General features: G+C 64.9%; 15 protein-coding genes and 1 pseudogene. 11 read left to right on the forward strand and 5 right to left on the reverse strand.

Annotation, left to right across the window (positions count from 1 at the left end; translation table 11 throughout):
* Positions 1–11: 11 nt before the first annotated feature.
* On the reverse strand, positions 12–1,373 hold the full coding sequence (locus QOL62_RS03030; RefSeq protein ID WP_103728869.1) for a peptidylprolyl isomerase: 1,362 nt from the start codon (positions 1,371–1,373) through the stop codon (positions 12–14).
* Between the two features lie 179 nt (positions 1,374–1,552).
* The gene (locus tag QOL62_RS03035) at positions 1,553–3,883 is read right to left on the reverse strand and encodes an LPS-assembly protein LptD (protein ID WP_283405138.1); all 2,331 of its coding nucleotides are present in this window, start codon (positions 3,881–3,883) and stop codon (positions 1,553–1,555) included.
* A 95-nt stretch (positions 3,884–3,978) separates the two neighbouring features.
* On the opposite strand from QOL62_RS03035, the gene QOL62_RS03040 reads away from it, so the two are divergent.
* The 5 genes from QOL62_RS03040 to QOL62_RS03060 all read left to right on the forward strand — a co-directional run bounded on the left by QOL62_RS03040 (position 3,979) and on the right by QOL62_RS03060 (position 7,004).
* Positions 3,979–5,454, forward strand: a complete 1,476-nt coding sequence (locus tag QOL62_RS03040) for a leucyl aminopeptidase (protein WP_283405139.1) — start codon at positions 3,979–3,981, stop codon at positions 5,452–5,454.
* Between the two features lie 17 nt (positions 5,455–5,471).
* Positions 5,472–5,909: a DNA polymerase III subunit chi gene (locus QOL62_RS03045; protein ID WP_103728872.1), complete on the forward strand. Its 438-nt coding sequence runs from the start codon at positions 5,472–5,474 to the stop codon at positions 5,907–5,909.
* Between the two features lie 71 nt (positions 5,910–5,980).
* On the forward strand, positions 5,981–6,403 hold the full coding sequence (gene ndk / locus QOL62_RS03050; protein WP_103728873.1) for a nucleoside-diphosphate kinase: 423 nt from the start codon (positions 5,981–5,983) through the stop codon (positions 6,401–6,403).
* 125 nt (positions 6,404–6,528) lie between these two features.
* The gene (locus QOL62_RS03055) at positions 6,529–6,663 is read left to right on the forward strand and encodes a hypothetical protein (RefSeq protein WP_283405140.1); all 135 of its coding nucleotides are present in this window, start codon (positions 6,529–6,531) and stop codon (positions 6,661–6,663) included.
* Positions 6,664–6,758: 95 nt separating this feature from the next.
* Positions 6,759–7,004 carry a hypothetical protein gene (locus tag QOL62_RS03060; RefSeq protein ID WP_103728874.1) on the forward strand — a complete coding sequence of 82 codons (246 nt, stop codon included), beginning with the start codon at positions 6,759–6,761 and terminating at the stop codon, positions 7,002–7,004.
* Between the two features lie 47 nt (positions 7,005–7,051).
* Here QOL62_RS03060 and purN read toward each other — a convergent pair.
* Together purN and purM are read right to left on the reverse strand one after the other, a co-directional pair.
* Positions 7,052–7,618: pseudogene (gene purN, locus QOL62_RS03065) on the reverse strand (phosphoribosylglycinamide formyltransferase); the annotation flags it as partial.
* Positions 7,611–8,714: a phosphoribosylformylglycinamidine cyclo-ligase gene (gene purM / locus QOL62_RS03070; protein WP_283405141.1), complete on the reverse strand. Its 1,104-nt coding sequence runs from the start codon at positions 8,712–8,714 to the stop codon at positions 7,611–7,613. The gene purM and the pseudogene purN, both read right to left, overlap by 8 nt.
* A gap of 69 nt (positions 8,715–8,783) precedes the next feature.
* Between purM and QOL62_RS03075 the strand changes: the two genes are divergently transcribed.
* From QOL62_RS03075 to QOL62_RS03090, 4 genes are all read left to right on the forward strand, one after another.
* The gene (locus QOL62_RS03075) at positions 8,784–10,073 is read left to right on the forward strand and encodes a heavy-metal-associated domain-containing protein (RefSeq protein ID WP_283405142.1); all 1,290 of its coding nucleotides are present in this window, start codon (positions 8,784–8,786) and stop codon (positions 10,071–10,073) included.
* A gap of 8 nt (positions 10,074–10,081) precedes the next feature.
* Positions 10,082–10,720: a P-loop NTPase family protein gene (locus tag QOL62_RS03080; RefSeq protein ID WP_103728877.1), complete on the forward strand. Its 639-nt coding sequence runs from the start codon at positions 10,082–10,084 to the stop codon at positions 10,718–10,720.
* 84 nt (positions 10,721–10,804) lie between these two features.
* A complete protein-coding gene (gene epsC, locus QOL62_RS03085) occupies positions 10,805–11,509 on the forward strand; it encodes a serine O-acetyltransferase EpsC (protein WP_103728878.1) in 705 nt (234 codons plus the stop codon).
* A gap of 8 nt (positions 11,510–11,517) precedes the next feature.
* Positions 11,518–11,889: a DUF2794 domain-containing protein gene (locus QOL62_RS03090; protein WP_103728879.1), complete on the forward strand. Its 372-nt coding sequence runs from the start codon at positions 11,518–11,520 to the stop codon at positions 11,887–11,889.
* 33 nt (positions 11,890–11,922) lie between these two features.
* On the opposite strand, the gene QOL62_RS03095 is transcribed toward QOL62_RS03090, so the two are convergent.
* On the reverse strand, positions 11,923–12,834 hold the full coding sequence (locus QOL62_RS03095) for an SDR family NAD(P)-dependent oxidoreductase (RefSeq protein ID WP_283405143.1): 912 nt from the start codon (positions 12,832–12,834) through the stop codon (positions 11,923–11,925).
* Positions 12,835–12,962: 128 nt separating this feature from the next.
* Between QOL62_RS03095 and purS the strand changes: the two genes are divergently transcribed.
* Complete coding sequence (gene purS, locus QOL62_RS03100; protein ID WP_103728881.1) at positions 12,963–13,199, forward strand: phosphoribosylformylglycinamidine synthase subunit PurS; 237 nt, start codon at positions 12,963–12,965, stop codon at positions 13,197–13,199.
* Entirely contained in the window at positions 13,199–13,876 is a 678-nt protein-coding gene (purQ, locus tag QOL62_RS03105) for a phosphoribosylformylglycinamidine synthase subunit PurQ (RefSeq protein WP_103728882.1), read from the forward strand. Before purS ends, purQ begins: the two co-directional genes overlap by 1 nt.
* Positions 13,877–13,882: the final 6 nt, after the last annotated feature.

The following is a 13,882-nucleotide window of genomic DNA, read 5'->3' on the forward strand; positions in this document are numbered from 1 at the left end:
CCCGCCCGATCTCAGTTGTATTCGATGACTGCGTCACGACGCAGATCGCGCAGGTACGTCTGCGCGCGTTTGTTCACGCGATCGTCCTCGAGCTGTGCCTGCAACTGTTCGAAGCTGGGTCCGCTTTCGGACTGCGCGTCGTCGCGGCCGCACAGCATGAGGATGCGCACGCCGTCCTCAAGCGAGCCGAAGGGCGGCAGGGTTTCACCGGGGGAAAGCTGCAGGACCGCGTTCTGAAGCTGGCCCGGAAGGTCGCGGGCCTTGACCTGGTCGTTGGTCACGACCTGTGCTCCGAGGGTCTTGGCAACGCCGTCGACATCGCCGCAGCCCTTGGCCGCCTTCATCGCCTTGGCGAATGCCTCGGCGCGCCGGCTTGCTTCCGCCTCGCTGACGCCTTTGGGGAAGGGAAGCGAGATCTGCTTGAGCGAGAGGATCGCGTCGCGGGGGTCGGCCGTCAGAACTTGCCGCTTGTCGATGAGGTAAAGAATGTCGAAGCCGCCGGGGACTTCGATCGGACCGGCGAGCTGACCGGTGTCCAGGTCACGCGCGACGGTCTGGAGCTCGGCGGGAAGCTGTGCCAGGCGGACCCAGCCCAGATCGCCACCGACGGACGCCGTGCTTGCCTGCGAATACTGGCGTGCGTAGGCGACGAAGCTGCCGCCCTGCCGCAGTTGCTGGACGATCTGGCTGGCGTTCTTGTACACCTGCTCACGCGTTTCGGGCGTGGCGGCGAGATAGATCTCGCCCAGGCGGTATTCGTCCGTACCCTTGGCCGCCTTCAGGCGGGCGAGCACGTCGTTCACTTCATCGTCGGAGACGTTGATGAAGGGTTGAACGTTACGCTGGAGCAGTCGCTGCCACGACAGTTCGCCCCTGATCTGGCGCTTGAGCGATTCGGGCGAGGAGCCCACGCGCTTGAGGTACGCGTCCATCGCGGCGGTGTTCTGGCCGAAGTTCTGCTGTGCGACGCGCGCGTAGGACTGGTTCACCTCGGCGTCTTCCACGGACACGTCGGCAGCCTTGGCTTCCTGGATCTGCAGCGTTTCGTCGATCAGGTTGCGCAAGATCTGCAGGCGCAGACGCTTCATTTCCTCGGCGTCAATCTTGCCCTGGTTGGCCGCGACGATCAGCGCCAGACGCTGGTCGACGTCCGTACCGGTGATCACGTCGCCATTAACTACCGCCGTCGCGCGGCGCATGTTCGGGTTGTCGTCCCCGAAGATCTTCACATTGTCGGGAATCACGATCTGGCCCTGGGGGGCCGACTGCGCAGACACGCCCTGCGCGGCGCCGAGGGCGGCGGACACGGCGACGAGGCTGCCGAAACATTGAAATGCGCGCTTCAGGAATCTGCTGCGATTGACTGCTTGCACCGTGATATCAATCCCGTTTCTGACCGGCCGTAAGCCGGTTCATCCGCGGCAGCGCTTCACCGAAGCTGTCTGCCGCATAGTACGTCGCACTTGCCGCGCGGCGGCTTAACCGAAAATGAGCACACCCGATAGCGGCTTTGGCCGGCAGTGCCAATGGTCCGAAATCAAACGGCAGGGCGTCACCCCCCGCCGATGTTCTTAAGCGTGAAACCAAGCTGGAACGAATCGCCGCGGCGCACGTCCCCTAACGCCACGTAGTCGCGGCGCCACGTCAGCGAAAGCTGGATACAGTCGTCCTCGTAGGCCGCGCCGATGCGCGTCCGGAGAGGCTGGAAACCATCGGAGCCGTTGAGGGGGTCTTCCTGCCTGTCGGTCATGTTGACCACGGCGGAGCCGAACACGGACCAGTAGCGCGCGAAGGCCAGGCGACCGGCGGCGCGCAGCTCCTCGCGATCCTGCAGATCCTCGATGTCGACTGAGATGTCCCGGTTCAGCTTGGTGTAGCCGACCTCGAGATATGTGCGGGTATTGCCGATGACCGCGTCGAACTCGTTGCGGCGCACGGCGAACGTGTCCTTGTCCACGCGGAAGCGGTGGATGAAGTTGATGAAGTCGCGGTATCGGATTTCAGTGCGCCCGACGATGTCGGACGTCTTGTTCGCCAGCCCCGTGCCGTCCGGCAGGACCGTGGCGCGGTTGTTCAGCCGGACCGACTGGCCAACCGTCGTCTTGATGCGCCAGCGCGAGCGCTCGAACTGCCAGTCGAGTCCATAGGTGAAGCGCACGCCGTCTTCGATCCGATCGTAGCCGGGGAAGCGGTTGATGGCGAAAAGATTGCCGGTATCGAGTTCGATGGCGCGGGAATCTTCATTGGGAATGTCGAGGTTTCGGATCTTCGGGCTGGCAACCAGCTGTACGCGTGGGGTGAGCACCTGGGTCCCGCCGAATGCCTGGCCGACCAGGGGCCACTTCACGTCGATAGCGGCCGTCGCCACGCCGCGGCCCTGCCACCCGGACATGCCGCGGTAGAGATCCTCGCTCGTCAGTTCGTTCTGCCGCGAATGATAGACGTCTCCGCGCACGAGGCCGGTGAGGGTGATTTCCTGGCCCATTCCGGTCAGGCGGCGTAGTGACCACTCACCGTAGGCGAAGGCGCGCTGCGTATCCTGCCCGTCCGGGCGGGTGATCGCGAGCGAATTTGCCCGCAGTTCGAACCGTCCACCCAGCAGCGGATCCTCGAGCCGGCGGCGGTATTCGACAACCGGCAAGGCGATCGGAATCAAGCCCTGCTTGCGATCCGCGACAAGCGTCTGCGTCGCATAGCCGGCAAGGGAGAAGTAGCTGTCCTGATCGATCCGCTCCAACTCGACCATGGAGCGCAGCCGGTCATCGCGGTTGATGTCGTAGCGGCGCAGGAAAGTGCGGTCCGTGGCGCGGCGGATCGATCCGGTCACGCTCCAGTTGTCATTGAGCTGAAAGCGGCCGTTCGCAAAGATGTAGCCACGAAACGCACGTTGGCCATCGACATCCTCGCGCCCGTCCGAGATCGGTATCTTCTGGCTTGCGGTGGCGTAGCCGGTGATCTGGTAGGCCCCATTTTCCGTAAGGGCCCGGTACTCCAGGCGCCCCATGGGCGCCGCCTCGGTGAACACGGAGAACGTCCCGGTGAGGTCCCGGTTTTCCGCTATCTTCCAGTAGTACGCCTGAGCGACTTCAAACCCGTTCGACGGGCTCGACTTGATGTCGGGCATAAGGAAGCCGGACACCGCATGGCCGTCGGTGCTAACCGTGAGGCCGAGCAGCGGAAGCTGCACCAGTCCGAACAGCTCGATCCGGGCTCCCTTGAAGCGAACCCGCTTGTCAGCGTCCGAATAAATGACCTGCTTTGCAACGACGCGCCAGCTGGGGTTCTTGGGGCAACCATCGTCATCGACCACGTCGCACCCGGTATAGGCGGCACGGGTAAGGATGACGTCCCCGTTGGGGATGCGTTCCCCTTTGAGCGCCGCGAGGCGGCCTCCTTCGCGCAGTACGAGAAGGAGGTTCTCCATCATCCCCGTCTTTAACTCGTCGGTAAGCTCGACCTGTTCGGTGTAGAGCTGGTTGCCGTCGTCGTCGACCATGCGCACGTTGCCGTCCGCGACGATCCTGCCGCTGTCCCGGTCCCAGCGGACAGTGTCTGCCCGAACCGACTGGACGCGGCCCTGGTCGTCCCGCCGTCGTAGAACGACGTTGCCGCTTGCGGTGACGACCTCGCTGTCCTGCTCGTACTGCACGTCGTCCGCTTCGAATGCGACCGGTTCGGTGTCACCGGTCGAAGGAGGCGGAGCGGGGGGCGCACCTTCGATCGGTGCTGCATCGACGGGCCGCGCGACGTCCTGTGCAAACGCTGCATGGGGCAGAACGAAAGCAGAAATTCCCATCGCCAGTGCACAGAGGGGAAGGGAAGGCAAGCAGCGGTCCGAAAGGGGAAAACGGGCTTGCAGGTTGGGCTGCGCGGCTGGGAGCATGGGTTGCCTATCGCATCGCCTGTGCCTAACTGCAATCCAGTCATGCGGTGAAGCGCAAAAGTTCAGCGTTTCATCGGGGAAATCCAGGAGAATCCATGAAGATCCAGTTCCTTGGCGCGGCTGAAGGGCCGAATGCCCTCAACGGAGCCACCGTCGCTGCACGCCTCGTCAACCAGGACGCCGTGCCTGCCGACCTGGAGCCCGTTCTTGCCGAGGGGGCCCGCCGGGCTCGCTTCACCGGCAAGGCAGGGCAGATATTCGAAAGCTTCGTCGATCGCGGGGGTAAGGTGGTCCGCGTTGCGCTCGCCGGTTTGGGCGAGCCGTCCGCGAAGGATCGCAAGAGCGCGATCGAACGGGCAGGCGCCGCGGTCGTCGCGAAGTACCTGACGAGCGGAGAGACCGCACTCGTGCTCGATGTGACGGGCGCGGGTCTTTCGGCCGAGGAAGCGGCCGGTGCGTTGCTCGGCGCGGTTCTGCGCTCCTGGCGTCATGACGTATACCGCACCAAGCTGGCGGATGACGCGAAGCCCTCTCTCGCGCAAATCGCACTCGTGGGCGCGCCAGACGGCACCGAGGCGGTGTGGGAGATCGAGCAGGCCATCGCCCAGGGCGTGGCATTCACGCGCGAACTGGTGACCGAGCCTGCGAACATCATCTATCCGGAAAGCTTCGTGGAGCGCTGCAAGGCGCGCATGGAATCTTCCGGTCTCACGATTCGCGTTCTCGACGAGAAGGAGATGGCGGAGCTTGGCATGGGCTCGCTGCTTGGCGTGGCGCAGGGGTCGGTCAAGCCGGCCCGCCTGCTGGTCATGGAGTGGCTGGGCGGCGAAGAGGGTGCCAAGCCCGTGGCCTTCGTCGGCAAGGGTGTCTGCTTCGACACCGGCGGTATCTCGATCAAGCCTGCCGCCGGCATGGAAGACATGAAGTGGGACATGGGCGGCGCCGGTGCCGTCGCCGGGACCATGCTCGCACTGGCGCTGCGCAAGGCCAATGCGAACATCATCGGCGTGTGCGGTCTCGTCGAGAACATGCCCGACGGCAACGCCCAGCGTCCGGGTGACGTCGTCACCTCGCTGTCGGGCCAGACGATCGAGGTGATCAACACGGACGCCGAGGGTCGCCTGGTGCTCTGTGACGCCCTGACCTGGGTACAGCGTGAGTACGCTCCGGCCAAGATCGTCGACCTGGCAACGCTGACGGGTGCGATCATCCTCAGCCTCTCGCACGAATATGCCGGCTTGTTCTCCAACAACGACGATCTGGCAGCAGCCCTCAACGCAGCCGGCGATGCCTCGGGCGAGCGTCTGTGGCGCATGCCGATGGGTCCGGCTTACGACAAGATGATCGACAGCCCGATTGCCGATATGAAGAATGTCGGTCCGCGCTTCGGCGGCTCGATCACTGCGGCGCAGTTCCTGCAGCGCTTCATCGAGAACGATACGCCCTGGGCGCATCTCGACATCGCCGGCACTGTCTGGACCGACAAGGCAGGGGCGACCTGGGACAAGGGCGCCACGGGCTTCGGCGTGCGCCTGCTTGATCGCTTCGTGCGCGATACGCTGGAAGCCTGAGCGGAGGAACGCGGCTGATGCGCGTGGACTTCTACCAGCTCAGCCGCGACCCTGTCGAAGCGGCGCTTCCCCTGATCGCACGCAAGGTGCTGGCGGACGGCGGGCGGCTGCTCGTCGTTTCCGCAGACCGCGACCAGCGGGAACGCATATCGCGCAGCCTATGGTCGCTCGGGCCCGAGACGTTCCTGGCGAACGGTCATTCGGGCGAGGGGGAGGATGAGCGCCAGCCCATCCTCCTGTCGGAGAACGTGGCGCCCGTGAATGACGCCACTTTTCTGGCTCTGGCCGATGGCCGCTGGCGGGAAGGGGAGGCTACGTTCGCGCGCACCTTCTTCATGTTCGACGAAAATACCGTCCAGCATGCCCGTCAGGTCTGGAGGGACCTGCGCGCCCGAGAGGGTGTCGAGCACTTCTACTGGAAGCAGGAGAACGGCCGCTGGGTGCAGGCCGGATAGCCTTGCGACTGCCGCAAATCCCGGCTAGGGGCGCGCGCAACAATCACGCTTACATTCGCAAGGAACACCCCATGGCGGTCACTCGCACCTTCTCGATCATCAAGCCCGACGCCACCCGCCGTAACCTGACCGGCGCCGTCACGAAGATGCTTGAAGAAGCCGGCCTGCGGGTTGTCGCTTCGAAGCGCATCCAGATGACGAAGGAACAGGCTGAAGGCTTCTACGCCGTTCACGCCGAACGCCCGTTCTTCAACGACCTCGTTTCGTTCATGATCTCGGGTCCGGTGGTCGTTCAGGTGCTTGAAGGCGAAGACGCCGTGAAGCGCAACCGCGACATCATGGGCGCGACCAACCCCGAGAACGCCGATGCAGGCACGATCCGCAAGGAGCTGGCCGAATCCATCGAAGCCAATTCGGTTCACGGTTCGGACTCCGACGAGAACGCGGCCATCGAGATCGCGTACTTCTTCAAGCCGGAAGAGATCGTCGGCTAAGAAGACGGTTAATTTTCGTTAAGAAAGACGAAGGCCGCCGGTTCTGGCGGCCTTTTTCTTTGTCTGATTCCAATCACGGTCTTATCCCGTTCTTGAACGCTACCAAGGCGATTCTGGAGGGTAGGATGGCAAAGACAATTCTGGCAGCGGCATCCGTGTCGTTCCTTGCGGCGGTCCTGATGTCGCACGTCGCCAGCACGAAGGCGGTGGCGTCCGGCGGAGCGATGCAGGCCTACGCCGCCGAAGTGGAAACGCGCTGATTTCGCCCATATCGGCATGGCGCTTGACGGCTCGCAGTTTCGATTTGATCGAGCCTGTCTCGCTGCTGTAGCGTCTGCGCGATAGGAGACGCGCTATGCAAGGCATGGGTGAGACAGGAGAGGCCTGTCCCTTCGAATTCAACTTCGATGAAAAGAGCTTCAAGGTCGGGGACACGGTAAGCTACCGCGTGAACGGCAGCCTCGAAGGTTTTCCCTTCGTTGGCACGCTCGTCGAAGTTCATGAGGATTACGTGCTGATCGCCGGAGATCCTCAGGACCCGGACAAGCGGTATCGCGGCACGCGCGAGAGCCGGCCGATGGTCGATTACGAGCAGATCTGAGGAGGCACGGCCAACCGTCCGCTGCGGGTCTAGGCCCCCGGCGTCGCCTGCGTGACGAGCCTGGCGAGGCACCGTGAATAGAGCTGGTGCTCCGCGATCAGCACGCGAGCCGCCAGACGGTCCGCCGTGTCGTCCGGCATGATGGCAACTTGCGTCTGGCCGAGGATGGGACCGTCGTCGAGTTCGGCGGTCACAAGGTGGACGGTGACGCCGCCATGGCTGTCCCCCGCCTCGATCGCCCGTTCGTGCGTGTGGAGCCCAGTGTACTTGGGCAGGAGAGAGGGGTGGATGTTCACCATCCGGCCTTCCCACTTCGCCACGAACTGGCCGGTGAGGATGCGCATGTAGCCGGCGAGAGCGACCCACTCGGCCCCTGCAGCACGAATGGCCGCGTCCATCGCGGCGTCATGCTCGGCGCGCTTCATGCCCTTGTGGCTGAGGGCGAAGGTCTCCACCCCCTCGGCCTGCGCCAGGCGCAGGCCCTTCGCATCAGGGTCGTTGGCTGCGACCAAAACGATCTCGTAAGGGCAGTCGTTCGCGCGGCTGGCGTAGAGGAGGGCAGCCATGTTGGTGCCGCTCCCCGAGATCAGAACGGCGACTCTGGCCTTAGCCAAGGTGGACCGCCTCCCACTGCTCACGTGCCGACCAGGCTTCCGCCGATCCCTGCACGGTGCAGCCCTTGTCGCCCGGTTCGATGGCGCCGATCACGAAGACCGTTTCGCCGGCCGCTTCAAGCTCGGTCTTGAGGGCCGCTGCCTCGTCGGCCGCCACGGCCAGCACCATGCCGATGCCGCAGTTGAAGGTGCGCGCCATCTCGGCAGGTTCGATGTGCCCCTGCGCCTGCAGGAAGGCCATCAGTCGCGGCTGGGGCCAGGCATCGGCATCGATGCGGGCATGAAGGCCCTTGGGCAGGACGCGCGGAATGTTTTCAAGCAGGCCGCCGCCGGTGATATGGGCAAGGGCATGGATGCGGCCGGTCCGGATGAAGGGCAGGAGGCTTTTCACGTAGATGCGGGTCGGCGCGATCAGCGCGTCGATCAGCAGGGTGTCCTGGTCGAACAGGGATGGGCGGTCGAGCTTCCAGCCCTTGTCCTCTGCAAGCCGGCGGACGAGCGAGTAGCCGTTGGAGTGGACGCCTGAGGAGGCAAGGCCCAGCAGCACGTCGCCTGCGGCAACCTTGTCGCCGGTAAGCTGCTCGCCGCGTTCAACGGCGCCCACGCAGAAGCCGGCAAGGTCATAGTCGCCAGCGGCATACATGCCCGGCATCTCGGCGGTCTCGCCGCCGATGAGAGCGCAGCCGGAGATCCGGCACCCTTCGGCGATGCCCGCCACGACCCGCTCGGCTACGCCATTCTCCAGCTTGCCGGTCGCGAAGTAGTCAAGGAAGAAAAGCGGCTCGGCGCCCTGCACGATGAGGTCGTTCACGCACATGGCGACAAGGTCGATGCCGATGCGGTCATGACGGTCATGATCGATGGCCAGTTTGACCTTGGTGCCCACCCCGTCGTTTGCGGCGACGAGCAGCGGATCCTTGTAGCCAGCAGCGCGCGGATCGAAGAAGCCGCCAAAGCCTCCCAGCTCCGCGTCGGCACCCGGACGCGCGGTGGACCTGGCGAGCGGGGCAATGGCTTTCACCAGCGCGTTTCCGGCCGCGATGGAGACGCCGGCCTGCTCGTAGCTATAGCTCTTGGGGGAGTTATCGTCGGACATTGCGGCCGCGTAGCCGTTTGTGGCTTGGATTTCCATCTTCGTTTAGGCAAAAGGCCAGCGGTTTCGACAATGGCGATCACAATCTCATCAAAAAACCCGCGGCCTGCCCGCATGGGCCTGGCCTTGAAGAGGTCTGCGGGCAAGGCTGCGCTCTGGTGGTGCGGGGCTGCGTGCCTTGCCGTCGGCGCCATAACCGGGGGCCAGATCCTCGCGCAGATCGAGGGTGATCGCGGCATAGCGCCGCTCGCCAACTCTCAGGACATCCAGGTCAACGGCATCACGGTGGATGTAACGGCCAAGACGGGCGCTGAGGCGCGCATCGCGGGCTGGAAACAGGCTCAGAAGGAAGCCTGGAAGAAGCTCGGCGGGCCGGACATGCCAATCGAATCGATCGATGCGATGGTCTCTTCCGTCGTTATCGGGCGGGAGCAGATCGGGCCAAAGCGGTACATCGCGACGGTGGGGGTCATCTTCGACAAGGCGAAGGCAGGACAATACGTCGGGGCAGGAGCCGGAACCGGTCCGCGGTCAGCGCCCCTGCTGCTGATACCCGTCCTGGATTCCGGTGGTGTGCGGCAGGTGTTCGAGGTTCGCGGCCCGTGGCAACGCGCCTGGGCGGAGTTCCAGGCCTCCTCCAGCCCCGTCGACTATGTGCGACCAACCGGCTCGGGCGGCGAATCGCTGATTCTGACCGCAGGGCAGGCGTCCCGGCGCAGCCGCCTTTGGTGGCGAAGCGTTCTCGGGCAGTTCAATGCCTCGGACGTGGTGATGCCGGTCGCGCGCCTTGAGCGGCAATGGCCGGGCGGTCCCATCAAGGCCACGTTTACGGCGCGCCATGGGCCCGACAACACGTTTCTCGGCAGCTTCACCATGCAGGCGGCGACCGAGGAAGAACTCCCGCGCATGCTCGAGCAGGCCGTGGTCCGCGTCGATGGCATGTACCGCGACGCCTTGTCCTCCGGTGCTCTGGATCCCGATCCGTCCATCAATGCGGGCGGCGTGGCGCTGGACCGTGCCTTTGCCGAACTGCGCGAAAAGCTCATGCCGAAGGGCGACGTCAGCCCGCCTGCCGCTGCCCCGCAGCCGGCGACGGAGCAGACCGAAAGCGCGGCGCCCGTTATCGCGGAGGCCGTGTCGGTCCAGTTCGCGAGCCCGGATGCCGCGTCGGTCGACAGCGCTCTGGCTGCGGTTCGCGGCGTACCCGGCGCGCAAGGGGCCGCAGCGGTCAGCCTTGCGATCGGCGGAACTTCCGTGATGCGGGTCATGATGGTCGGTGGCGGTGAACGCCTTGCCGCCGCGTTGCGGGCGCAGGGCTGGAAGGTTTCGGGCGGCGGTTCCGCCCTGAGGATCAGTCGCTAGGCTTCCCGATGAGGCAGATCGCTCTCCCACTGTCCGCCGCGAGCGACAGCCCGCCGCGCATTGTCGTCGGCGACGCCAATGCGCCTGTCATCGACGCGCTCATGGAAGCGGACAAGTGGCCGTTCCACACAGCGATCCTGTCTGGACCACCCCGATCCGGCAAGTCTCTCCTGGCGCGGTGGTTTGTTGAATCGGGTGCCGGGAATGCCGTGGACGATGCGCAGGACATGCCGCAGGACGAACTCTTCCATCGCTGGAACCGCGCGCAGGAGGACGGGCGGCCGCTGCTGCTCGTCTCGAACAGGCCGTTCGTTCCCGGCGTAGGGGAAAGCGACGCGAAGTGCTGGCGGGTCCAGCTTCCGGATCTGTCCTCGCGCCTCGGCGCCGCCCTTGACCTGACATTGAGCGAACCCGACGACGCGATGCTGATCGCTTTGATGGAGGTTCACGCCGAAATGCGCGGCCTCGTTCTTGATCATTCGGCAACGCAATATCTTGCGGGACGTTGTACCCGTAGCCATGTGGGCGTCGAAGAGCTCGTTGCTGCCATTGACCGGTTGAGTCTCGAGCGCAAATCACCACCCACTCTGGCCATCCTGCGCGAGGCGCTGGATGAAACCAGGGCGGGCAACCCGTTGCAGGGATGACGGCTGTTTTGCGGCCTGAGTCCGAGAAGCGGGAGTTCAACGCGAGCCGTTGCAAAGCGGTTCAATCGATGGGAGTTTCGGGCAATGCTGCGTAAGATTGTCCGCTACCTTGATGCTGTCGTCGCGCGCGATCCGGCGCCGCGTTCGCGCTGGGAAGTCCTGCTTTACCCGGGCGTCTGGGCGCTTTTCTGGCACCGCGTGGCCCACGCCCTCTTCATGGCGGACCTGTTTTTCCTCGCCCGCCTGGTGAATCACCTGTCGCGGTTCCTCACCGCGATTGATATTCACCCCGGCGCGCAGATCGGAAAAAACTTCTTTATCGATCACGGGTTCACCGTCATTGGCGAAACGGCTGTGATCGGGGACAATGTCACGATCTATCAGTGCGTTACGCTTGGTGGCTCAAACCCGACGAACGGTGTCGGCGGCAAGCGTCACCCGACCTTGCTCGACAACGTGATCGTGGGATCGGGGGCGCAGATCATCGGTCCCGTGACCATCGGTCGCCGGGCGCGGATCGGCGCTAGCGCCGTCGTGACCGAAGACGTGCCGGAAGGGGCCACGATGATCGGCCTCAAGGCCCGGTCCACTCTCGTCAAGGCGGAGACCTGGGCGAAGGAGTTCATGCCTTACGGCACGCCATGCAAGGAGCCGTGCGAGCCGACTGGCGGCACCCAGCGGGTAGAGGATCTGGAACGGCAGGTCGCCAGCTTGCGGGCGCAGGTGGAGGAACTTCTGGCCGCCAGGTCGGACGGCTCGCAGACCGCGCGCGAGAACGAGCGTTGGTGATGGCCTGAATGGCGACAGGCGGCATTTCCTCCGGCGGCACTTCCGGCACCGTCGTGGCGTTTCCGGGTAATCAGACGCTGCAGGTGGGTTTCGACCGGCTCGAACTGCAGCGCATTCTCGATCTTTATGGCCGAATGGTCGCGGCGGGTATCTGGCGCGACTACGCCATGGACTTCGCCCGGGAGGCGGCCAGCTTCAGTGCGTTCCGTCGCGCTGCGGAGCGACCGCAGGCCCGCATCGAAAAGCGTCCGTCACTGCGCAGCCGGCAGGGCATGTGGACGCTCTTTGGCGAGATGGGGCAGATCCTCAAGCGCGGTCATGAGCTTTCCAACGTGCTGAGCCCGCTTGAACGCAAGCTCCTCAAGGTTGTCGAGGATTAGCCATCCGTTCGGCGCCGGCCCGTTCGGCTTCCATCACGATTGCTCCCGGGCTTTGGCTAGAACGGAAAGCGCGTTGTGCGCCTGATCCATGCCGGTGTCGAACGGGTGGTCCGGCTCTCGCTCGCTGATTTCCTGCCAGGCAGCGGCCACATCTTCTGCCGTCGGCGCATCGCCCGGCAGCAGGAGGCCATCGTTCATCGTGACCCACGCCCGCTGGAAAAGCCCGCCGCCGGCGGCCAGAACCGCGTCCGTCGGAGCGTCTTTCGACACGAGGAAAATGGCGGCGGGGACGACCTTGGCGGGGTTGAACGCGCGGTACGCGTCTTCCGGGAAGATGTCTGCGGTCATCCGGGTTCCGGCGGTAGGCATGAGTGTGTTCACCCGGATGCCGTACTTGGCGCCTTCCAGCCGCAGGGTCCGCGCCAGACCCCAGACACCGGCCTTGGCCGCGCCGTAGTTGGCCTGCCCGAAGTTGCCGCCAAGCCCGGTGGAGGAGGAAGTCATGAGGATGCGGCCGTAGTTCTGCTCCCGCATCGTCTCCCAGGCGGCCTTGGTGGCAAAGGCGCTTCCGAGAAGATTCACGCGGACGACGAACTCGAAGTCGGCAGGGTCCATTCTGGCGAAGGTGCGGTCCCGCAGGACGCCGGCGTTGTTCACCAGCACGTGGACACCGCCCCAGGCCTCCTTCGCCCGTGCGACCATCGCTTCCATCTGGTCGTATTGCGAGACATCCCCGGCATCGGCCATTCCTTCGCCGCCAGCTTGCCGGATCTCCTCCACCACCGACGCCGCTGCATCGGAGTGGCCGGAACCGTCCCGCGCCGGACCGGGGTCGTTGACCACGACCCGCGCGCCCCGCCGGGCAAGTTCGAGTGCGTAGGCACGGCCGAGGCCCTGGCCGGCGCCAGTGACGATTGCGACCTGATCTTTGAAGGAAATGGACATGGGGGAACTCCAGATTCGAGGGTCGTCGTTGGCAGGTCCCCGCTTCGCGTTCAACCTTGCCCCGGCGGCGCCGAACAGCCATAGGCGCTTCCAACGAATCTGCCTGCCCTCCACCGAAAGGCCCCGAGATGAAAATCCGCGTCCACGTCAGCCTCAAGCCCGGCGTCCTCGATCCGCAGGGCCGCGCGATCCATCACTCGCTGGAGGGCCTGGGCTTCTCGGGCGTGAACGATGTTCGCGCCGGACGGCTGTTCGAACTCGACGTCGAGGACAGCGTTACCGACGAGGCGCTGGACGACATGTGCCGCAAGCTCCTCGCCAACATGGTGATCGAGAACTACCGTATCGAGAAGGTGGCCGCCTGATGCCCTTCAACTCCGCCGTCATCACCTTCCCCGGATCGAACTGCGACCGCGACATGGCGGTGGCGCTGGAGAAGGTTGCGGGCACGGCCCCGCACCGCGTATGGCATGGCGACAGCGAATTGCCGGCCGGGCTGGACTTCATCGCGGTCCCGGGTGGTTTCTCTTACGGCGATTACCTGCGCTGCGGCGCGATCGCCTCGCGTTCGCCGATCATGCAGGCTGTCATCGCCGCTGCCGGAAAAGGCGTTCCTGTCCTTGGCGTCTGCAACGGGTTCCAGGTCCTGACCGAGAGCGGATTGCTGCCCGGCGCCTTGCTCCGCAACGCGGGGCTTAACTTCGTCTGCCGCGAAGTGGGGCTCGAGGTGGTCAACGCCCAGTCGCTGTTCACGTCGGGCTATGAAGCGGGCCAGGTCCTGCGCATTCCCGTTGCCCACCACGACGGCAACTACTTCGCGGACGAGGAAACGCTCAACCGTCTCGAAGGGGAGGGGCGCGTGGCGTTCCGCTATGCCGAGGAGGTCAACGGCTCGGCCCGTGCGATCGCGGGCGTGCTCAATGACACGGGCAATGTGCTCGGCATGATGCCGCACCCGGAGCGTGCGGTCGAGACGACGCATGGCGGTACGGACGGCCGCGGCCTTTTCGAGAGCGCCATTCGCGGGCTCGTCGGCGCCTGAGCTTCG

Source organism: Novosphingobium panipatense, assembly GCF_900182875.1.
Taxonomy (GTDB): domain Bacteria; phylum Pseudomonadota; class Alphaproteobacteria; order Sphingomonadales; family Sphingomonadaceae; genus Novosphingobium; species Novosphingobium panipatense.